At 64.4% G+C, this 18,506-nt stretch carries 20 protein-coding genes and 1 pseudogene; 14 read left to right on the forward strand and 7 right to left on the reverse strand.

Annotated features, from left to right (window positions below):
- Positions 1-47 precede the first annotated feature (47 nt).
- Positions 48-1,718 carry a SulP family inorganic anion transporter gene (locus ACP7AD_RS00990; protein WP_426145191.1) on the forward strand — a complete coding sequence of 557 codons (1,671 nt, stop codon included), beginning with the start codon at positions 48-50 and terminating at the stop codon, positions 1,716-1,718.
- 66 nt (positions 1,719-1,784) lie between these two features.
- On the opposite strand, the gene ACP7AD_RS00995 is transcribed toward ACP7AD_RS00990, so the two are convergent.
- Complete coding sequence (locus tag ACP7AD_RS00995; protein ID WP_426145261.1) at positions 1,785-2,297, reverse strand: outer membrane protein assembly factor BamE; 513 nt, start codon at positions 2,295-2,297, stop codon at positions 1,785-1,787.
- 141 nt (positions 2,298-2,438) lie between these two features.
- On the opposite strand from ACP7AD_RS00995, the gene ACP7AD_RS01000 reads away from it, so the two are divergent.
- The 3 genes from ACP7AD_RS01000 (at position 2,439) to nadB (ending at position 5,238) form a co-directional block, all read left to right on the forward strand.
- Positions 2,439-2,657, forward strand: coding sequence for a DUF3460 family protein (locus ACP7AD_RS01000; protein ID WP_196861526.1), 219 nt, complete (start codon positions 2,439-2,441; stop codon positions 2,655-2,657).
- Positions 2,658-2,783: 126 nt separating this feature from the next.
- The gene (locus ACP7AD_RS01005) at positions 2,784-3,629 is read left to right on the forward strand and encodes a segregation and condensation protein A (RefSeq protein ID WP_426145263.1); all 846 of its coding nucleotides are present in this window, start codon (positions 2,784-2,786) and stop codon (positions 3,627-3,629) included.
- A gap of 31 nt (positions 3,630-3,660) precedes the next feature.
- On the forward strand, positions 3,661-5,238 hold the full coding sequence (gene nadB / locus ACP7AD_RS01010) for an L-aspartate oxidase (protein WP_426145193.1): 1,578 nt from the start codon (positions 3,661-3,663) through the stop codon (positions 5,236-5,238).
- 807 nt (positions 5,239-6,045) lie between these two features.
- On the opposite strand, the gene ACP7AD_RS01015 is transcribed toward nadB, so the two are convergent.
- From ACP7AD_RS01015 to ACP7AD_RS01035, 5 genes and pseudogenes are all read right to left on the reverse strand, one after another.
- On the reverse strand, positions 6,046-6,231 hold the full coding sequence (locus tag ACP7AD_RS01015) for a hypothetical protein (protein ID WP_426145195.1): 186 nt from the start codon (positions 6,229-6,231) through the stop codon (positions 6,046-6,048).
- A gap of 54 nt (positions 6,232-6,285) precedes the next feature.
- Positions 6,286-6,789 (reverse strand): DoxX family protein, encoded by a 504-nt coding sequence (locus ACP7AD_RS01020; RefSeq protein ID WP_426145196.1) that lies wholly within the window; start codon positions 6,787-6,789, stop codon positions 6,286-6,288.
- Positions 6,786-7,586 carry a DNA-binding domain-containing protein gene (locus tag ACP7AD_RS01025; protein ID WP_426145197.1) on the reverse strand — a complete coding sequence of 267 codons (801 nt, stop codon included), beginning with the start codon at positions 7,584-7,586 and terminating at the stop codon, positions 6,786-6,788. Before ACP7AD_RS01025 ends, ACP7AD_RS01020 begins: the two co-directional genes overlap by 4 nt.
- Positions 7,583-8,443, reverse strand: a pseudogene (locus ACP7AD_RS01030) (DUF692 domain-containing protein). Before ACP7AD_RS01030 ends, ACP7AD_RS01025 begins: the two are co-directional and overlap by 4 nt.
- A gap of 22 nt (positions 8,444-8,465) precedes the next feature.
- On the reverse strand, positions 8,466-8,750 hold the full coding sequence (locus ACP7AD_RS01035) for a DUF2282 domain-containing protein (RefSeq protein ID WP_426145199.1): 285 nt from the start codon (positions 8,748-8,750) through the stop codon (positions 8,466-8,468).
- Between the two features lie 187 nt (positions 8,751-8,937).
- Here ACP7AD_RS01035 and ACP7AD_RS01040 point away from each other — a divergent pair, with 187 nt between their 5' ends.
- From ACP7AD_RS01040 to ACP7AD_RS01060, 5 genes are all read left to right on the forward strand, one after another.
- Entirely contained in the window at positions 8,938-9,513 is a 576-nt protein-coding gene (locus ACP7AD_RS01040) for a sigma-70 family RNA polymerase sigma factor (protein WP_426145201.1), read from the forward strand.
- Positions 9,510-10,151, forward strand: coding sequence for a DUF1109 domain-containing protein (locus ACP7AD_RS01045; RefSeq protein ID WP_426145203.1), 642 nt, complete (start codon positions 9,510-9,512; stop codon positions 10,149-10,151). Before ACP7AD_RS01040 ends, ACP7AD_RS01045 begins: the two co-directional genes overlap by 4 nt.
- A 134-nt stretch (positions 10,152-10,285) precedes the next feature.
- Positions 10,286-10,825: a VOC family protein gene (locus ACP7AD_RS01050; RefSeq protein ID WP_426145205.1), complete on the forward strand. Its 540-nt coding sequence runs from the start codon at positions 10,286-10,288 to the stop codon at positions 10,823-10,825.
- Positions 10,826-10,830: 5 nt separating this feature from the next.
- Positions 10,831-12,147, forward strand: a complete 1,317-nt coding sequence (gene fahA, locus ACP7AD_RS01055; RefSeq protein ID WP_426145208.1) for a fumarylacetoacetase — start codon at positions 10,831-10,833, stop codon at positions 12,145-12,147.
- A 188-nt stretch (positions 12,148-12,335) separates the two neighbouring features.
- Positions 12,336-12,983 (forward strand): tRNA-uridine aminocarboxypropyltransferase, encoded by a 648-nt coding sequence (locus ACP7AD_RS01060; RefSeq protein ID WP_426145209.1) that lies wholly within the window; start codon positions 12,336-12,338, stop codon positions 12,981-12,983.
- Between the two features lie 5 nt (positions 12,984-12,988).
- Here ACP7AD_RS01060 and ACP7AD_RS01065 read toward each other — a convergent pair whose 3' ends face one another.
- Positions 12,989-13,222, reverse strand: coding sequence for a hypothetical protein (locus tag ACP7AD_RS01065; RefSeq protein WP_426145211.1), 234 nt, complete (start codon positions 13,220-13,222; stop codon positions 12,989-12,991).
- 193 nt (positions 13,223-13,415) lie between these two features.
- On the opposite strand from ACP7AD_RS01065, the gene ACP7AD_RS01070 reads away from it, so the two are divergent.
- The 5 genes from ACP7AD_RS01070 to ACP7AD_RS01090 all read left to right on the forward strand — a co-directional run bounded on the left by ACP7AD_RS01070 (position 13,416) and on the right by ACP7AD_RS01090 (position 18,275).
- Positions 13,416-14,483, forward strand: a complete 1,068-nt coding sequence (locus ACP7AD_RS01070; RefSeq protein ID WP_426145213.1) for a hypothetical protein — start codon at positions 13,416-13,418, stop codon at positions 14,481-14,483.
- A gap of 64 nt (positions 14,484-14,547) precedes the next feature.
- Complete coding sequence (rfbF, locus tag ACP7AD_RS01075) at positions 14,548-15,321, forward strand: glucose-1-phosphate cytidylyltransferase (protein WP_426145215.1); 774 nt, start codon at positions 14,548-14,550, stop codon at positions 15,319-15,321.
- 48 nt (positions 15,322-15,369) lie between these two features.
- Positions 15,370-15,915 carry a dTDP-4-dehydrorhamnose 3,5-epimerase gene (gene rfbC, locus ACP7AD_RS01080; protein ID WP_426145216.1) on the forward strand — a complete coding sequence of 182 codons (546 nt, stop codon included), beginning with the start codon at positions 15,370-15,372 and terminating at the stop codon, positions 15,913-15,915.
- Entirely contained in the window at positions 15,912-17,237 is a 1,326-nt protein-coding gene (locus ACP7AD_RS01085; RefSeq protein WP_426145218.1) for an NAD(P)H-dependent oxidoreductase, read from the forward strand. Before rfbC ends, ACP7AD_RS01085 begins: the two co-directional genes overlap by 4 nt.
- Positions 17,238-18,275 (forward strand): NAD-dependent epimerase/dehydratase family protein, encoded by a 1,038-nt coding sequence (locus ACP7AD_RS01090; protein WP_426145219.1) that lies wholly within the window; start codon positions 17,238-17,240, stop codon positions 18,273-18,275.
- Positions 18,276-18,506 lie beyond the last annotated feature (231 nt).

The following is an 18,506-nucleotide window of genomic DNA, read 5'->3' on the forward strand; positions in this document are numbered from 1 at the left end:
CGATTTTCACGCCACGAAATACAGGCGCAAGCGCACAATCTTCGCTCATGCACCTGCCCATTCAATTCGCCCGGTTTCGTCCGCGCCTGCTGTCGTCGATGGCTGGCTACACCCGCGAACGGTTCTTCAAGGACGCGGGCGCCGGCCTGACAGTCGGCATTGTCGCGCTGCCGCTGGCCATGGCTTTTGCGATTGCCTCGGGGCTCAAGCCCGAAGCCGGCATCTGGACGGCGATCATCGCCGGCGCCATCATTGCCTCGCTGGGTGGCTCGGCGGTGCAGATCGGCGGCCCGGCGGGCGCCTTCATCGTGATCGTGTACGGCATCATCGAACGCTACGGCTTGGCCAACCTCCTGATCTCCACCACCTGCGCCGGGGTGCTGCTGTTTTTGCTCGGATTTTTCAAGCTCGGCACCTTGGTGCGCTATGTGCCGGTCAGCATCGTGGTGGGGTTCACCAACGGCATCGCGGTGCTGATCGCGCTATCGCAAATCAAGGATCTGCTCGGGCTGGAGATTGCCAGGATGCCGGCGGATTTTTTCTCGCAGCTCAAGGCGATTGCGCTGAACATCGGCACGCTGAACCTGTATGCGCTGGGCCTGGGGCTGGCCTGCCTGATCGGTCTGCTGGTCTGGCCGCGCCTGTTTGACACCCAGACGCGCTATGCCCACGCCCTCACCAACCGCCTGATCCGGCTCATCCAGGCCGGCGAGGGCCTGCAGCTCAAGCGCGCCACCCGGCTGGCCTCGCGCCTGCCGGGGCCCATCGTGGCGCTGCTCACGCTGACGGCGCTGGCCTATTTTCTGAGCCTGCCGGTGGAAACCATCGGCTCGCGCTTTGGCGGGATTCCGCGCGCCCTGCCCGGTTTTGAATTTCCCGATTTCTCCTGGGCCACGGTCCGGCTGCTGGTGGCGCCGACCATCACGATTGCGCTGCTGGGCGCGGTCGAGTCGCTGCTGTGCGCGCGCGTGGCCGACCAGATTTCAGGCTTGCCGCGCCACGACCCGAACCAGGAACTGATGGCCCAGGGCGTCGCCAATTTCGTCGTGCCTTTCTTCGGCGGCATGCCGGCCACCGGCACGATTGCCCGCACCGTGACCAATGTGCGGGCCGGCGCCACCTCGCCCATTTCCGGGCTGGTGCATGCGCTGACGCTGGCCCTGGTGGTGCTGGTGGCCGCGCCGCTGGCGGTGCATGTGCCGCTGCCGGTGCTTGCCGGCATCTTGCTGTACGTCGCCTGGAACATGGGCGAATGGCGCGAGTTCGCCGAACTCAAGCGCGCCAGCAACCATCACCGGCTGATCATGCTCGGCACCTTCTTTTTGACGGTGGTGTTTGACCTGACGGTGGCGCTGCAGGTCGGCCTGCTGCTGGCCTGCGTGCTGTTCGTGCGGCGCATGAGTTCGCTGTTCCAGGTGGTCGAGCTGTCGAACAGCGGCGACGAGGCCTGCTTCCGGCTGTACGGTTCGCTGTTTTTTGGCGCCGTGGCCAAGATCGATCCGATCCTGAACGTCGTGGAAAGCGCCCCGCAGGGCATGACCATCCGTCTTGACGTGCAGTCGCTGCAGGTGCTCGACGCCTCGGGCCTGGATGTGCTGGAGCAGCTGCAAAAAGCGATTTCGTCGCGTGGCGGCCGGCTGGTGCTGATCGGGCTCAATGCCCAGCCCCGCGAAGTCATGGAACGCTCGGGCTTCCTGGCGCATATTGAAACGCTATAAAAATAATAGCTTCCTACGCCCGTCCGTATTGCGCAAAAGTCTGTTTTTCTTCAACAAACCTGATGATTACCGCCGGGGATTCAGGCTTTCCTCGTCCATCGACCCGGTGCTCAGCACGCGCAGGTCCGGGTCGAACACCACGGTGAAGATCATCGCGGTGTTCGGCGGGTTCAGGTAGCGCCAGTCGTAGTGGGTTTCGCGCTGAAGCGCATAGGGCGTGACCTTCATCGGCTTGCCCAGCATCTTGCGCACCGTCTCCATCGGCATGCCGGGCAACACGCGGGCGAAATTTTGCGGCGTGAGCACCTGGCGCAGCGCGGTCATACGGCCGTCGGGGCCGATGGTGATCATGAAATTGACATTGCCTGCGGGCTGGCGGTTGTATTCGAAGGTTCGGGCGCCGGGCTCGGCCGCCGCGCCCGGCATGGGCAGCGACGCCATGTCGCCCGCCTCCCAGACTTTCTCGGGAACGCCAAAGCGCGCCCGCACATCAGCTTCGGTGGAAACGCCTTCCTCCAGCTCCTTGATGCGTTCCTGGTCGCAGCCGGCCAGGCCCAGGATGAACGACAGCAACCCCATACACAGCACCGCCCTTTTCGAAGCCATCGGCAAAACCGCAGATAAACGACCTGTTTCGGCCGCGACAGGCCCACGAATGGATGAACGCATGGCAGACCCCGGTAAAATCCAGCAACTATACGTTTTAGGCGGCCAAGCACCATGTCTCTTTTTCAGCGCACCCATTACACCTCTGAAATCACCTCGTTCATCGACGGTCTGAAGGCGAAGAAGCCGACCCTGGAAGCCGAGCAGCGCGCCGGCCGCGCCATCTGGTGGGACAAGAACCTGAACCTGGCCGACCAGGCGGACTATGGCGAGGCGCGCGTGGCGCAGCAGGCCTATGTCTATGGCACCAGCGCCCATCCGAACGGCGACTGATTCCGCATTTCGCCTTCAGCCGGCAGCCAGCCGGCCCAGGCAGCCTGTTTTCCATGGCGGCAAGCCCATGAACCGATCCCTCCTGCTGCTGCCCTGATGTCACCTTCCCTTATCCCCGTGCAGGAAATGCACTCCCCTGACGCGACGGCCTTGAGCGAACCGGTCAACCCTGAACTGCCGGGGCTGATCGACCCGGTCGCGCTGGCCCGGCTTTATGGCGAGCCGATGTTCGCCATGCCCAAGGATTTGTACATCCCGCCGGATGCGCTCAAGGTCTTCCTCGAAGCCTTCGAAGGCCCGCTGGACCTGCTGCTTTACCTGATTCGCAAGCAAAACTTCAACATTCTCGACATTCCGATGGCGGCGGTGACGCGGCAATATTTGGCCTATGTCGATGAAATCCGCGCCACCAACCTGGAGCTGGCGGCCGAATACCTGCTGATGGCGGCGATGCTGATCGAGATCAAGTCGCGCATGCTGCTGCCGCCGCGCAAGGCGGCCGAAGGCCCGGAGGCCGAGGACCCGCGCGCCGAGCTGGTGCGCCGCCTGCTGGAATACGAGCGCATCAAGCTCGCCGCGCACCGGCTGAACACCGTGCCGCAGCGGGGCCGCGATTTTGCGGTGGCGCAGGTGCATGTCGAACAGTCCACCGAGCCGCGCCTGCCCGACGTCACGCTGGTCGAACTGCAGGAAGCGTGGCAGGCCATCGCCCGGCGCGCCAAGCTGGTCCAGCACCATGTCATCAGCCGGGAAGAACTCTCGGTGCGCGAGCACATGAGCATCGTGCTGCGCCGGCTGCAGGGCCGCAAGTTCCTGGAGTTCGAGGAGCTGTTCGATGCGCACGGCGGCATGCCGGTGCTGGTCGTCACCTTCATCGCACTGCTGGAGCTGGCCAAGGAATGCCTGCTTGAAATCACCCAGGCCGAATCGTTTGCCCCGATCTATGTCCGGCTTGCCTACACGCCGGCCTGATTCTTTAACCACCAGCAAGGCCCTGCCCACCATGACGCATGATTTTGATGTTTTGATCGTTGGCAGCGGCCTGGCCGGCCTGTCCGCCGCGCTGCACCTGGCGCCCACGCACCGCGTCGCCGTGATCACCAAGCGCTCGATCAGCGACGGCTCCAGCGGCTGGGCGCAGGGCGGCATTGCCGCCGTGCTGGCCGAGGGCGACAGCTTCGCCGCGCACATCGAGGACACGCTGGTGGCCGGCGCCGGCCTGTGCGACCTGGCCGCCACGCGCTTCGTGGTCGAGAACGCGCCCGACGCCATTGGCTGGCTGCGCGGCCTGGGCGTGCCGTTCTCGCTCGAAGGCGAGCAGCTTCACCTCACGCGCGAAGGCGGCCACGGCGCGCGCCGCATCGCCCATGTCACGGACGCCACCGGTGCGGCCGTGCAGCGCACGCTGATCGACGTGGTGCGCAGCACGCCCGGCATCACGGTGTTTGAAGACCACACGCTGGTCGATGTGATCACCTCGCGTAAGCTGGGCCTCCCCGGCCCGCAGCGCTGCCTAGGCCTGTACGCGCTGGACGACGCCATCGACGAGGTGCTGACCTTTCGCGCGCCGCAGACCATCCTGGCCACCGGCGGCGCGGGCAAGGTCTACCTCTACACCACCAACCCCGACACCGCCACCGGCGACGGCATCGCGGCCGCCTGGCGCGCCGGCTGCCGCGTGGCCAACCTGGAGTTCATCCAGTTCCACCCGACCTGCCTGTACCACCCGCTGGCCAAGTCCTACCTGATCAGCGAGGCGGTGCGCGGCGAAGGCGGGCGGCTTTTGTTGCCCGACGGCACGCGCTTCATGCTTGACCACGACGCGCGCGCCGAGCTGGCGCCGCGCGACGTGGTGGCCCGGGCCATCGACTATGAGATGAAAAAGCGCGGCCTGGACTGTGTGCTCCTGGACATCTCGCACCAGAGCCCGGCGTTTTTGCACGCGCATTTCCCCAACATCCTGGCGCGCTGCGCCGAGCTGGGCATCGACATCACCAGGCAGCCGATTCCCGTGGTGCCGGCCGCGCATTACACCTGCGGCGGCGTGCTGACCGACCTGGCCGGGCGCACCGACGTGCCGGGCCTGTTCGCCATCGGCGAGGCCGCCTGCACCGGCCTGCACGGCGCGAACCGGCTGGCGAGCAATTCGCTGCTCGAATGCATGGTGTTTGCCCGCGCCGCCGCGCAGGTGATTGCCAGCGCGTCAGCGGCGCTGCTGCCCGAGCTGCCGCAGTGGGACGACAGCCGCGTGACCGATGCCGACGAGGCCGTCGTCATCTCGCACAACTGGGACGAACTGCGCCGCTTCATGTGGGATTACGTCGGCATCGTCCGCACCAACAAGCGGCTGGAGCGCGCCGCGCACCGCATCACGCTGCTGGAGGCGGAAATCAGCGAGTTCTACGCCCACTTCCACGTCACGCGCGACCTGCTGGAACTGCGCAACCTGGTGCAGGTGGCCGAGCTGATCGTGCGCTCGGCCCAGCTGCGCCGGGAAAGCCGGGGCCTGCATTTCAGCCGCGACTATCCCGACATGGCAGCGCCGGCGGCGGCGACCATCCTGGTTCCGCTGGTGGCCTGAGCGGGGCCGGGGACAGTCCGGAACGACTGCATGGCCTTTTTTCATAACTACTTACCTTGCCGCAGGTCCCTTGTCGGTCCTTGATGTTGGCTTTGCTTAGCGAAGCGCAGGGTTGCGTTTTCAGTCTTGAGGCTTTGAGTGGCTTCTTCTGTGGATTGAGGGGTGAGCGCCTTCCCGGCGGGGGGTAGCTTTCTTTTCTGGCAAAAAAGAAAGTCACCAAAGAAAGTTGCCCTGGGGACGGGAGCGGGTTAGAGCTGAACGCTCTGACGGGCCATCGTTTCGCTGGGCCCTGGGTTCTTTGTCCAGCAGCCAGTGGCCAATGCCGATGGCTGGCTGGTGCTACCGCTCGTTCGCCAACAGCTTCACGCTCTGCTTGATCGGTTCTTTTGTGCTTCAAGCACTGCGAGAGCGGCATCATGCTGACTGGCAAACACAGCATTCCAGCAGCGAACCGTGATTTTTCCCTGTTTTTCTCTTTCCCCCGCTGGAGGAAGGCCGGGATGGGGGTGGGCTGCCCGAATCGGGCTGCGGCCCCATCCCCCTGGCAGCGGACAGGCGCACTTGTGGCCCGACAAGGAAGCCCGTTGACATTCAGCCACCGCTAACCCCCATCCCAACCTTCCCCCAGCGGGGGAAGGAGCAAGGCGGACGGCATTGCCAAAAAGGGCGATTCCGCTCTAGATCAAGCAGAGCGTGAAGCTGTTGGCGAACGAGCGGTAGAACCAGCAGCCTTCGGCATCGCTACCAAGCCATCGATCAGAGAACCCAGGGTCCCAGCGAAGCGATGGCCCGTCAGAGCGCTCAGCTCTAACCCGCTCCCGACCCCCAGGCAACTTTCTTTGGTGACTTTCTTTTTTGCCAGAAAAGAAAGTCACCCCCGCCGGGCAGGCGCTCCACTCTCAAACCAAAGAAGAACCCGCCAAGCCAAAGGCCATCAACAAACAACGCAGCGATCAACACCGGAAGCGTCAGCAGTGACTTTTTATCAATCAAATAAGGCTTTTGCGCAACACCGGCTTGCGCTGACAGCTATCGATTAAAGAGCGTCTAGCGGATGCGAAATAGCCGGTCCAGCGACAGTATTCCGGCACCGCGCCCGACCAGGTAAAGCAGCAGGCCAGCCCAGGACAGGTGCGTTGCCCAGGCATCGGGGTAGACAAACACCTGGATCACCAGCGTCATGCCCAGCAGCGCGAAGGCGGACAACCGGGTGAACAGGCCCAGCACCAGCAGCAGGGGAAACAGGTGCTCGGCGTAAGCGGCCGCATGCGCAGCGATTTCGACCGGCACCAGCGGCAGCCGGTATTCGTCCCGGAACAGCGAATAGGCGCTGTCGGTGACCGTCAACCAGCCTTCGACCTTGGTGCGGCCGGACATGAAAAAAATGGCGGCAATGGCGACCCGGTTCACCAGCGCCAGCGCGTCATGCGGCACCAGGCGGGTGAGCCGGTCGGCCAGGCCGTGCCAGAGGCCGCGCAGCCCGGCGGTTTCCGGGCTGGCGACGGTGGCAGCGGTGGCGGCGGGGGATGTCGTGGAAAAAGCGGGGTTCATGTCAGCTCCTGGTTAAAGGTGGGTAAAACAGACTGCGCACTGCAAAAGGCGCCGGCCTGCAGCAGCGCGGCCATCAGCCGCGCCAGGTCGCAGTCGGCCTGCCGGGCCAGCGCTGCATCGGCCGCCAGCGCAAGCGGCTGGCCGGCGGCACAGGCATCGAGAAATGCGCAGCCGCCCGCCTCCGGCGCGGTCCAGGCGACAGCACCGCCCGGCCGGGTCAGCAGCGCGCCCTCGCCGGTCCAGTCCAGCGCCTCGCCGCTGTCCATGCTTTCGGCGCTGCGCCGGTTGCACTGCCACAGGGTGTAGACCGGCTGCCCGTCGAACCAGGCCCAGCGCGCGGCGGGGTGCGGCTGCAGCACCAGGTCGCCCAGTTGCTGGGGCGGCAGGCCGGCCAGCGCCGATGGCTCCAGCACCCGGGCGTCGGCCGCCACATGCGCCTCGGTCCAGAAGCGGTCGAGCCGGGCCACGCCGCTCAGGTAGGGCAATTCCGCAGCCGGCGCGAAAACGGCCATAAAGTCGGGAAAATCCGCGCCATACAGCGGCAGCCGCGCATCAAAGGGTGGCCGGGCGCGCACATGCAAGGCGGCTGCTGCGCGAAACCAGTCCTCGCCGACCAGCCGCGACACCGCCGGAAAGTTGGCCTGCAGGGCATCGATGCAGCCCTTGACGACCGTGTTGCGGTACACCGCGAAGCCGGGCTGGTCCGCCAGGCCGCGCAAGTGTTCTGGAACCGCGTCGGGCAGCGCCCACAGTGCCTGGACAAAGCCGTCCTGGAAATCACAGAGTTCGGTGGTCATGACGCCAGCGCCGCCTGTTCGCGTTGCGCCAGCGTGTCCTGCAGCAGCGCATGCGCCTGCCGGCGTTCGGCCAGCAGTTCAGAAAAAGCCGGCAGCTGGTCATCGCGCTCGATCAGCGTCGGGCGCGGGCCGATACGCGCGATCAGGCGTTCATACAGCGCCCAGACCTCGGGCGCGACCGGCGCATCGTGCGAATCCACCAGCAGCGCCTGGCCCAGCCGGGGGTCGGGCATGTGGCCCGCCAGGTGGATCTCCATCACCGCGTCGCCGGGAAAGGCGTCGATATAGGCCTGTGCGCAAAACCCGAGGTTGCGGGCGCTGACAACCACATTGTTGACGTCAAGCAGCAGGCCGCAACCGGTGCGGCGCGCGAGTTCGTGCAAAAAATCGATCTCGTCCCAGGCATGGCCTTCCAGGCGCAGGTAGTGGGACGGGTTTTCTATGGCGATGCGCCGCCTAAGGGCATCCTGGGTGCGGGCGATGTTGCCGGCTACGCGCAGCAAGGCAGCCTGCGTGCGCGCAAAGGGCAGCAGGTCGGGCAGGTAGCTGCCGCGCCAGGCCGACCAGGCCAGGTGCTCGGACACCAGCGCCGGCTCAATGCGGTCCGCCAGCGCGGCCAGCCGCGCCAGCTGGGCCGCGTCTGGTGGGGCATCGGCCGCCAGCGACAGCGACACGCCGTGCAGCGACAGCGGATGCCGGGACCGGATGGCGTCAAGCCAGGCCAGCCTCGGGCCTCCGGCCACGGCATAGTTTTCCGGATGCACCTCGAATCACAGCCCGGCATCAAGGCAGGCCAGGGCCTCGTCGAAATGCGCGGGCTTGAGGCTAAGACCGGCGCTCAGGCGGGCGGAGTTCATGGCGTGCTTTCCTGGGCGGCGCTCAGGCCTTGATTGCGCTCAGCGAGCCCATGCCCTTGGGCGTCTGGATGGTGGTGCAGGTTCCGGCGGGCACCTGCTTCCAGGCATTGCCCTGGTAGTCGGTCTTCGATGTACCGGCGCAGGTCGTGCCGGGACCGGCGGCGCAGTCGTTCTTGCCGGCCAGGGAAACGCCATAGCATTTTTCCATGGCTGGCTTGCCTTCCATGAACTTGTCCTGGGCCATGGCGGCGCCAGAGGCGAGTGCGGCAAGGGCGAGTGTGGTCAGTGCGATTGAACGGGTGATCATGAAAGTGGCTCCAGTAAAAACAAAGGGTTGAACAGGCAGGCAGCGCTAAAGGCAATGGCCTGCGGACCTGGCAGAAAGACTCCGCTACAGTCTGCCCAGTAGTTCGGCGCAACCCGGCCGCCGGTTACACGCCGGCGGATAATTTTTGAAAATATTTTTTTGACCCGCGCTGTAACCCAAACCCTTCATGGACCGAATACAAGAAAGAGACCGCCGCTTCACCGACACCGAAAGCCGACTGCGCGGCCTTATGCTGCAGGGCCTGGACGGCGATGCGGCGGCCTACCACCAGTTCCTCAAAGCATTGAGCGCGCACCTGCGGGCCTATTTCAGGAAACGGCTTTTCGAGCGACCCGATGAAGTGGAAGACCTTGTGCAAGACACACTGCTTGCGGTACACAACCAGCGGCACACCTACCGCGCCGACCAGCCCCTGACCGCATGGGTGCATGCGGTGGCGCGCTACAAGCTGATCGATCTGCTGCGCGCACGCGCCTCGGGCGAATCGCTGAACGTTCCACTGGACGACGAACTGGAGCTGTTCGCCGCATCCGACACCGAGGCAAGGGAAGCGAAAAAAGACCTGGATACGCTGCTGGCCGGCCTGCCCGACCGGCAGCGCCAGCCCATCGTGCACGTCAAGCTCGAAGGCCTGTCCGTGGTTGAGGCAGCGCGGCTCACCGGCATGTCGGAATCGGCCATCAAGATCGGCGTGCACCGGGGCCTGAAGGCGCTGGCCGCCAAAATCAGGGGAATTGCATGAAGACCGATGAACTTGTCAGCCTGCTGTCGGCCGGCGTCACGCCGGTGCCGGCCACCGCCGTGGGCCGGCGCTTTGCCGTGGCCCTGGGCTGGGGCTTGGCAGGCGCGATGCTGCTGCTGGTCACCGTCCTGGGCCTGCGCCCCGGCCTGGCCGAAGAGGCCGGCTCGCTGGTGTTCTGGCTCAAGCCGGGTTTTGCGGCCGCGCTGGCGCTGGCCGGACTGCTCGCCACCGAGCGGCTGGCCCGCCCCGGCGTGCAGCTCGGACCGGTGAATGCCGCGCTGGCCATGCCAGTGCTGCTGCTGTGGCTGATCGCGGCGCTGGTGCTGGCGGATGCGGCGCCGCCGCAGCGCGCCGCGCTGATTCTGGGCGAGACCTGGAAGAGCTGCCCCTTTAACATTGCGCTGCTTTCGCTGCCGCTGTTCGCGTCAACCCTGTGGGCGCTCAAGGGCCTGGCGCCGACGCGCCTGGCGCTGGCCGGGGCCAGTGCCGGCCTGCTGGCCGGGGCGCTGGGCGCGCTGGTGTATGCGCTGCACTGCCCGGAATCGGCCGCGCCTTTTCTGGCGGTCTGGTACGTTCTGGGCATCGCGATTCCGACGCTGGCCGGCGCGCTGCTCGGGCCGCGCGTGCTGCGCTGGTAGGCAAGGCGGCGCCAACGCATGCGCCATGGATCATGGCCGTCGGGCCAGGCGCCGTTTTGCAAGCCCCTGTCCAGGCCGCGCTATGCGGCCTGTGATGCCTGTGCAAGACTGACCTTTATTTTTTGAGGTGCCCCATGAAAATCCAGAAAATCCATCACGTCGCCTACCGCTGCAAGGACGCCAAGGAAACCGTCGATTGGTACGGCAAGTTCCTGGACATGAAATTCATCCTGGCGATTGCCGAGAACGAGGTGCCCTCGACCAAGGCGCCCGACCCCTACATGCACGTTTTTCTCGACGCCGGCAACGGCAACGTGCTGGCCTTTTTCGAGCTGCCGACCCAGCCGCCCATGGGCCGCGACCCCAACACCCCCGAATGGACCCAGCACCTGGCGCTGCAGGTCGAATCGCTCGATGCGCTGATGGACGCCAAGGCCAGGCTGGAGGCCGGCGGCATTTCGGTGCTGGGGCCGACCGACCACACGATTTTCAAGTCCATCTATTTCTTCGACCCGAGCGGCCACCGGCTGGAGCTGTGCGCCAACACCGGCACGCCCAAGATGGCACAGATGCTCGACGAGGCCAAGTGGGACATGCTCAACGAGTGGGCGCTGACCAAGAAAGCCCCCCAGCATGCGCGCTGGATGCATGACGGCAGCTACGCCGGAGAATGATGCCCATGACGCTACTCAACGAAACCCATGACCCGGCGCTGCGCAGCTGGGTCGCCTCCGCCCATGCGGCGGGCAATGACTTTCCGATCCAGAACCTGCCGTTCGCGGTCTTTCGCCGCAAGGGCACGCTTGAGGCCTTTCGCGGCGGCGTCGCCATTGGCGACCAGATCCTGGACTTGGCTGCGCTGGCGGCATCTGGCGTGTTCAGCGCCGAAGCCGCGACGGCGGTGCAGGCCGGCGCGCACGACAAACTCAATGCCCTGATGGCGCTGGGGGCCAGCGCCTGGCATGCCCTGCGCCTGGCGCTGTCGCGCGCCCTGCGCGAAGACGCGGCTGAAGAGGCCGCGCTGGCCGCTTGCCTGGTGCCGCAGTCAGAGGCCGACTACGGCGTGCCGGCGCGCATCGGCGACTTCACCGATTTTTATACCTCGGTGCACCATGCCACCAACATCGGCCGGCAGTTCCGTCCCGACAACCCGCTGCTGCCTAACTACAAATGGGTGCCGATCGGCTACCACGGCCGGGCGTCGAGCATCGGCGTGTCGGGGCAGCGCTTTCACCGGCCCGTGGGCCAGACCTTGCCGCCCAGCACCACGCAGCCGGTTTTTGGTCCGAGCCAGCGGCTGGACATCGAGCTCGAACTCGGCATTTTTATCGGCACCGGCAATGCGCTGGGCGAGCCGGTGGCCATGGCGCAAGCTGAAGAGCATGTGTTCGGCATCTGCCTGCTCAACGACTGGTCGGCGCGCGACCTCCAGGCCTGGGAATACCAGCCGCTGGGCCCCTTCCTGTCGAAAAACTTCGCCACCACGATCTCGCCGTGGATCGTGACGATGGAGGCGCTTGCGCCTTACCGCGTCCCCTTCGTGCGCCCCCAAGCAGACCCGCAGCCCTTGCCCTACCTGGACTCCGAGGCGAACCGCCGGCAAGGCTCGTTCGACATCCAGTTGCAGGTCGGCTTGACCACGCCCAGGATGCGCGACGCCGGCCAGGGTGAAGCCACGATTTGCCGCACCAGCTATCGCCACGCCTACTGGACCATGGCGCAGATGGTGACGCACCACACCGTCAATGGCTGCAACCTGCAGCCCGGCGACCTGTTCGGCAGCGGCACCCTGTCGGGCCCGACGCTGGACCAGGCCGGCGCGCTGATCGAACTGACCACCGGCGGCAAGCACCCGCTGCAACTGCCCAATGGCGAAAGCCGCACCTACCTTGAAGACGGCGACGCCGTCGTGATTCGCGGCTGGTGCGAAAAGGCCGGCGCCGCGCGCATCGGCTTTGGCGAATGCCGGGGAACCGTGCTGCCGGCACGCGCCTAGACTGCGGTAGGATGCGGCCGGCATTGTGATGCGGGCCGCCGCAAGCCACCCGCCACCCGCCACCCGCCACCCGGCCAGATTTTTCAACCCAAGCTGTTTATGAATAAAAACAGGCTCTAGCGCTCGTCCTGCTTGCGCAGATAGCTCTTTTTTTGATAGTAAACACCCGCGTTACCGAGAACCTGCCCATGACGCCCGCCCCCAGCAGACGCCTGCTCTGCACCGCCTGCCTTCGACCGCAAAGCGCCTGCATCTGCCGCTGGGTTACCCCTGTCGAGCATGTGGTCGAGGTGCTGATCCTGCAGCATCCGCTGGAAGTTAGCAACCCCAAGGGCAGCGCGCGTCTGCTGCACCTGAGCCTGCCGCGCAGCCGGCTGGTGACGGGCGAAGTGTTCGACCTGCCCGCCCTGCTGGCCGGGGCAGGCGGCGCAAAGCACAACCTCCTGCTGTACCCGGAGACGCCGCAAAACCAGCCGCTGGAAATGGCGCCGCAGCCGCTTGCGCCAGGCGCGCTGAACGACCCCGCCCGGCTGCGGCTGGTCGTGCTGGACGGCACCTGGCGCAAAAGCCGCAAGATGCTTTACGGCAATCCGCTGTTGCAGCAGTTACCGCGCCTGGCGCTGCAGGACGTGGGGGCTTCGCATTACCTGATACGCAAAGCGCACCGGCTTGATCAGCTTTCCACCCTGGAGGCGACCTGCGCCGCGCTGGCCCAGCTGCATGGCGGCGCTGAACCGCTCCAGCCCTTGCTCGCCGCCTTCGATGGCTTTGTAGCCCAGCAAATGGGCTACCAAACCCAGCGCGGCACCGGCAGCCCTTGCACGCCAGATTATTGATTAAATCAGGCTTTTTCGCTTGATTGCAAAGCGTAGTTTGCTATTTTTTCAATAGCAAATTTCGCCACTTCGCGACGACCTGCATCTGGCGGCCAGGGGTAAAACCGGCCATGCAGCGCTTGAACTGAAAACCGCTTTGCCGTCGCGGATTCAGGCAGCGGGTGGAAATTCACGCTTTCAAACTCGTTACTTTTGTATTTGTCAATAGTCCATTTGTGAGAGTTTATTAGTCCGTTCATGAGATTGACGACTTTTACTGTTCTCGCAAACACTTAAGCCAATCAACAAATCTTCACGAATTGGCCCAAACGTAATGCACCGACCCGCAATTCCAGGCAAAACACTGAACGGGATGGACATGGCAACAGCACGCTTGGCAGTAACCCGGACCGCTCTGGTTCCTCTCGGGGGCCGTCAATGAACACTGAAAAAATGAAACCAAACATTGTCTTTCTGGTGATGTCGGCGGTTGGCAAGCCAGAAACGGTCGATCAGCTGGCGCGTTCCCTGGCGCCCCACACGGTGCTGGTGCATCATGATTTTTCCCAGACACCGGACTTTGTGCTGACCGCGCCAAATGTCCGATTTATTCCGAACCCCAAGCGCACCGGCTGGGCATTCTTCGGCTTTGTCGACGGGATTTTTCATTCGATGAAGTACGCACTGGCCAACCTGGAGTTTGACTATCTGCAACTGCTGAGCCCAAGTTGCCTGCCGATCAAGCCCATGAAAGCCTTCGAGGCGCGCATCTCGGGGCGCGAGGAAGCCCATTTCGACTGCATTGATCTGTTTGCCGACCAGGACGCGCTGATGTCGGTCGGCTTCAGGGCCCTGACGCCTGAAAAATCGTTTCGCCACCGGGTCGTTCGGCGCCTGGGCGATGCCTACTTTGGCGCGTCGAGCGGCCGGCGCGACGAGGCCGGCATCTGGCTGCACAGCGGCGGCCGCAAAAGCATCTTGGCCTTGTTGGCGCTCGGCGTGCTCAAGGCGCTCAGCCGGCCGTCGATCGGGCAGCATATTTTTAACGAAAAATTTCGTCCCTATTACGGCTCGGTCTGGTTCGGTGCCAGTCGCCACGTTGTGGCCGCCATGCTGGAAAAATTCGCGCACCCCGGCGTGCGCGACTATTTCAGCCGGCTGTGCATTGCCGATGAGTTCCTGATTCCGACGCTCTTGATGCATGTCGCGCCCGCCAAGGGCTCGATGAACCATTTCATCCAGCGATTCGACCATGCGCATCCGGGAAGGATCGAGGACAAGGACATGGAGCAGCTCAAGGCCAATCCCGCCTTCTTTGCCCGCAAGTTTCCCGATGATCCGGCGGCGCAGATTCGCATCCGGGTGCTGGCCGAACTGGTAGGCAGTAGCCTGCCTGCGGAAAGCTCCGCAACGGCAGGCGCAAAGCTGCAGGACAGCAACGCTCCAGCGTCGGCTACCGCCAGCCAGCCGGCAGACGGCAATTATCTAGCTGGTTTTTTTGGCCAGGGCAAGGTTGCGTAGTAGGAAAAGCTTCTCCATGCGCTTGGAACAACATCAACCAATCAACAATAAAAGGGAAATCAACATGCAGGCAATCATTCTGGCCGGCGGACTCGGAACGCGCATCAGCGAAGAAAGCGCCGTCCGCCCCAAGCCGATGGTCGAGATTGGCGGCAGGCCGATCATCTGGCACATCATGAAGATGTACATGGCCCACGGCGTGAACGACTTCGTGATCTGCTGCGGCTACAAGGGCCACCTGATCAAGCAGTTCTTCCGCGACTACGCCATGGACGGCGCGGACATCACCTTTGACATGCGCGACAGCACCACAACCATGCTGCGCACCTCGACCGAGCCGTGGAAGGTCACACTGGTCGATACCGGGCTGGACACCATGACCGGCGGGCGCATCCGGCGCGCGGCGCGCTATCTTGAGGACGGGCCGTTTTGCTGCACCTACGGCGACGGCGTCAGCGACGTGGACATCACCAAGCTGATCGCCTTTCACCGCGAGCAGGGCGTGCTGGCCACCGTCACGGCAGTGCAGCCGCCCGGCCGCTTTGGCGCCTTCAACCTGCATGCCGACAGCGCGCTGGTGCCGAGCTTCAAGGAAAAGCCGGGCGGCGACGGCGCCTGGATCAACGGCGGTTTTTTCGTGCTCGACCGCACGGTGGTCGAACTGATCGAAGGCGACGACACCATCTGGGAGCGCGGCCCCATGGAGCACCTGGCCGCCAACAACCAGATGGCTGCCTTTCGCCACGAAGGTTTCTGGCAGCCAATGGACACGCTGCGCGACAAGCAGACGCTCGAATCCCTGTGGGCTTCGGACAAGGCGCCCTGGAAAACCTGGTGAGCGCAGGCACCCGAAATTTTTTCACATTTGTTTTTTCAAGGTAACCCCATGATTTTCACCAAGACGGCGCTGCCGGGAGCATGCATTGTCGATATGGAGCGGCGCGAGGACGCTCGCGGCTATTTTGGCCGCACCTACTGCGAGCGCGAGTTCGAGGCCAACGGCCTGCCGACCCGCATGGTGCAGACCAACATGTCGCTGACACGCCGGGCAGGCACCCTGCGCGGCATGCACTACCAGATGGCGCCGCATGCCGAAGACAAGCTGGTGCGCTGCGTGCAGGGCGCGATCTGGGACGCGATTGTCGATCTGCGCCTTGATTCGCCCACCTACTGCCAGTGGATCGGCGTGGAGCTGAGCGAAGCCAACGGCCGCATGCTGCTGGTGCCCAAGGGCTTTGCCCACGGCTTTGTCACGCTGACGGACGATGCGGCCGTCACTTATCAGGTGTCTGCCTTCTACACGCCGCAGGCCGAACGCGGCGCCCGCCACGACGACCCGGCGTTTGCCATCACCTGGCCGGTGCCGGTGATTGACATGTCCGACAAGGACCGCAACTGGCCCGCCTTCGCGGCCGAAGGAGTCTCAGCATGATCATCATTGACACCGCCCTGCAGCAGCGGGCACGCGAAGGCAAACCCATCCGCGTCGGGCTGGTCGGCGCCGGCTTCATGGCGCGCGGCGTGGCGCTGCAGATTGCCCTGTCGGTGCCGGGCATGCGCGTTGCCGCCATCGCCAACCGCACGCTCGAAGGCGCCAGGCGCGCCTACCGCGAGGCCGATGTCTCGGGCGTTCGCGTGGTTGAAACCGTCATGCAGCTGGAGCTGGCCATCGAGTCCGGCGTGCCGGCCATCACCGAGGACGCGATGCTGCTTTGCCGCGCCGCCGGCATCGATGCGATCATCGAAGTCACCGGCACCATCGAGCATGCCGCCCGCGTGACGCTCGAAGCGATTGCCCACCGCAAGCATGTGGTGCTGATGAATGCCGAGATCGACGGCACCATTGGTCCGATCCTCAAGACCTACGCCGACCGCGCCGGCGTGGTGCTGACCACCGCCGACGGCGACCAGCCGGGCGTGATGATGAACCTGTACCGCTTCGTTCGCGGCATCGGCGTCAAGCCGGTGATGTGCGGCAACATCAAGGGCCTGCACGACCCCTACCGCAACCCGACCACGCAGGAAGGCTTTGCCCGGCAATGGGGACAAAACCCGGCCATGGTCACGTCGTTCGCCGACGGCACCAAGATCTCGTTTGAAAACGCCATCGTCGCCAACGGCACCGGCATGCGGGTCGGCCAGCGCGGCATGTTCGGCCCCACCGTACCAGCCGGCACGCCGATTCAGGAGGTCGGCGAACGCTACCCGCTCGAAGCGATGCTTGAAGGCCCGGGCATCGTGGACTATGTGGTCGGCGCCATGCCCGGCCCCGGCGTGTTCGTGCTGGGCACGCACGACCATCCGCAGCAAAAGCATTATTTGTCGCTCTACAAGCTGGGCAACGGACCACTTTACTGCTTCTACACGCCCTACCACCTGTGCCATTTCGAGGTGCCCAACACCGTCGCGCGGGCCGTGCTGTTCCAGGACGCGGCGCTGGCCCCGCTGGGCGCGCCCTGCGTCGAGGTGCTGGCCACCGCCAAGATCGACCTGAAGGCGGGCGAGCAAATCGATGGGCTGGGCGGCTACATGACCTACGGCCTGGCTGAAAACGCCGACATCGCCCGGGCCGAGAACCTGCTGCCCATCGGCCTGGCCGAAGGCTGCACCCTGAAGCGCGACGTGCCCAAGGACGCGCTGCTGACCTTCGACGATGTCGAACTGCCGCAAAACCGTTTGTGCGACCAGCTCTGGCGCGAACAGATGGCGCGCTTTTTCCCCGAACATTCAAAAACCACTTCAGGAGTCAACTAAATGAAACTGCTCGTCACTGGCGTCGAAGGCTACATCGGCTGCCTGCTCGCCCCCTTTCTTCAGGCACGCGGCCATGAAATCGTCGGCCTGGACACCGGCTACTACCGCGACGGCTGGCTGTTCAGCGACAGCAAGCTGGTTCCGGGATTCCCCCGCACCATCAACCGCGACATCCGCAACATCCAGGCTGCAGACCTTGAAGGCATCGACGCCGTCGTTCACCTGGCCGAACTGTCGAACGACCCGCTGGGCGAGAACGTTCCGGAACTCACCTTCCAGATCAACCACCAGGCCTCGGTGCGGCTGGCCGAACTTGCCAAGGCGGCCGGCGCCAAGCGCTTTGTCTACACCTCCTCATGCAGCGTCTATGGCGTGGCCAACGGCGACGAGCCGATGACCGAGCTGTCGCCGACCAATCCGCAGACGGCTTACGCCAAATGCAAGACGCTGGTCGAGCGCGACGTGATGGCCATGGCATCGAGCGACTTCTCGCCGACCTTCCTGCGCAACGCGACCGCCTACGGCGCCTCGCCGCGCATGCGTTTTGACATCGTGCTGAACAACCTGTGCGGCATTGCCGCGACCACCGGCAAGATCGTCATGACCAGCGACGGCACGCCGTGGCGGCCGCTGGTGCATGTGCTCGACATCTGCCAGGCCGTGGCCAGCGCGCTGGAAGCGCCGCAGGATGCAATCCACAACGAGATTTTCAACGTCGGCCATGACGAAGACAACTACCAGGTGCGCGAAATCGCGCAGATCGTGGCCAACGTCTATCCGGGCTGCGAACTGAGCTTTGGCGATTCCAGCGCCGACAACCGCAGCTACCGCGTCAGCTTTGCCAAGATCCACGAAAAGCTGCACGGCTTTCACTGCGCCTGGGACGCACGCAAGGGCGCGCAGCAACTGCACGATGTGTACGAACGCATCGCAATCGACGACGCGACTTTCAATGCGCGGCCCTTCACCCGGCTCAAGCAGCTCAAGTACCTGAGCGCGACGGGACAGATCGATGACCGCTTTTTCTGGAAGTACTGAAAGCAGAAACTTTTCTGGCAAGCGCCTGATGGTGTTTAGCCAGCAAAAGATATTGTGTCCAGAGCGGTTTTGTCCTGACCTGAAAAAATCGTCCGTCATGGCAGCGCTGACGGGATCCAGTCCGGTACGTTCCAGGCGCACCGCCCCCTTCTGCATTGCCGGCTGCGCGGGAATGACGGCAGGGTTTGAGCCTTGCGCGCCAACCTGATTGAGCTGAATCCGCTGGTGTTC

The organism is Polaromonas sp. DSP2-3-2b2, assembly GCF_049895905.1.
In the GTDB taxonomy this organism is placed as follows: domain Bacteria; phylum Pseudomonadota; class Gammaproteobacteria; order Burkholderiales; family Burkholderiaceae_C; genus Polaromonas.

Coding starts and splice junctions, on each gene's coding strand:
- ACP7AD_RS00990 (WP_426145191.1), top strand. CDS start 48: ATGCACCTGCCCATTCAATTCGCCCGGTTTCGTCCGCGCCTGCTGTCG.
- ACP7AD_RS00995 (WP_426145261.1), bottom strand. CDS start 2,297: ATGGGGTTGCTGTCGTTCATCCTGGGCCTGGCCGGCTGCGACCAGGAA.
- ACP7AD_RS01000 (WP_196861526.1), top strand. CDS start 2,439: ATGTCTCTTTTTCAGCGCACCCATTACACCTCTGAAATCACCTCGTTC.
- ACP7AD_RS01005 (WP_426145263.1), top strand. CDS start 2,784: ATGCACTCCCCTGACGCGACGGCCTTGAGCGAACCGGTCAACCCTGAA.
- nadB (WP_426145193.1), top strand. CDS start 3,661: ATGACGCATGATTTTGATGTTTTGATCGTTGGCAGCGGCCTGGCCGGC.
- ACP7AD_RS01020 (WP_426145196.1), bottom strand. CDS start 6,789: ATGAACCCCGCTTTTTCCACGACATCCCCCGCCGCCACCGCTGCCACC.
- ACP7AD_RS01025 (WP_426145197.1), bottom strand. CDS start 7,586: ATGACCACCGAACTCTGTGATTTCCAGGACGGCTTTGTCCAGGCACTG.
- ACP7AD_RS01035 (WP_426145199.1), bottom strand. CDS start 8,750: ATGATCACCCGTTCAATCGCACTGACCACACTCGCCCTTGCCGCACTC.
- ACP7AD_RS01040 (WP_426145201.1), top strand. CDS start 8,938: ATGGACCGAATACAAGAAAGAGACCGCCGCTTCACCGACACCGAAAGC.
- ACP7AD_RS01045 (WP_426145203.1), top strand. CDS start 9,510: ATGAAGACCGATGAACTTGTCAGCCTGCTGTCGGCCGGCGTCACGCCG.
- ACP7AD_RS01050 (WP_426145205.1), top strand. CDS start 10,286: ATGAAAATCCAGAAAATCCATCACGTCGCCTACCGCTGCAAGGACGCC.
- fahA (WP_426145208.1), top strand. CDS start 10,831: ATGACGCTACTCAACGAAACCCATGACCCGGCGCTGCGCAGCTGGGTC.
- ACP7AD_RS01060 (WP_426145209.1), top strand. CDS start 12,336: ATGACGCCCGCCCCCAGCAGACGCCTGCTCTGCACCGCCTGCCTTCGA.
- ACP7AD_RS01065 (WP_426145211.1), bottom strand. CDS start 13,222: ATGAACGGACTAATAAACTCTCACAAATGGACTATTGACAAATACAAA.
- ACP7AD_RS01070 (WP_426145213.1), top strand. CDS start 13,416: ATGAAACCAAACATTGTCTTTCTGGTGATGTCGGCGGTTGGCAAGCCA.
- rfbF (WP_426145215.1), top strand. CDS start 14,548: ATGCAGGCAATCATTCTGGCCGGCGGACTCGGAACGCGCATCAGCGAA.
- rfbC (WP_426145216.1), top strand. CDS start 15,370: ATGATTTTCACCAAGACGGCGCTGCCGGGAGCATGCATTGTCGATATG.
- ACP7AD_RS01085 (WP_426145218.1), top strand. CDS start 15,912: ATGATCATCATTGACACCGCCCTGCAGCAGCGGGCACGCGAAGGCAAA.
- ACP7AD_RS01090 (WP_426145219.1), top strand. CDS start 17,238: ATGAAACTGCTCGTCACTGGCGTCGAAGGCTACATCGGCTGCCTGCTC.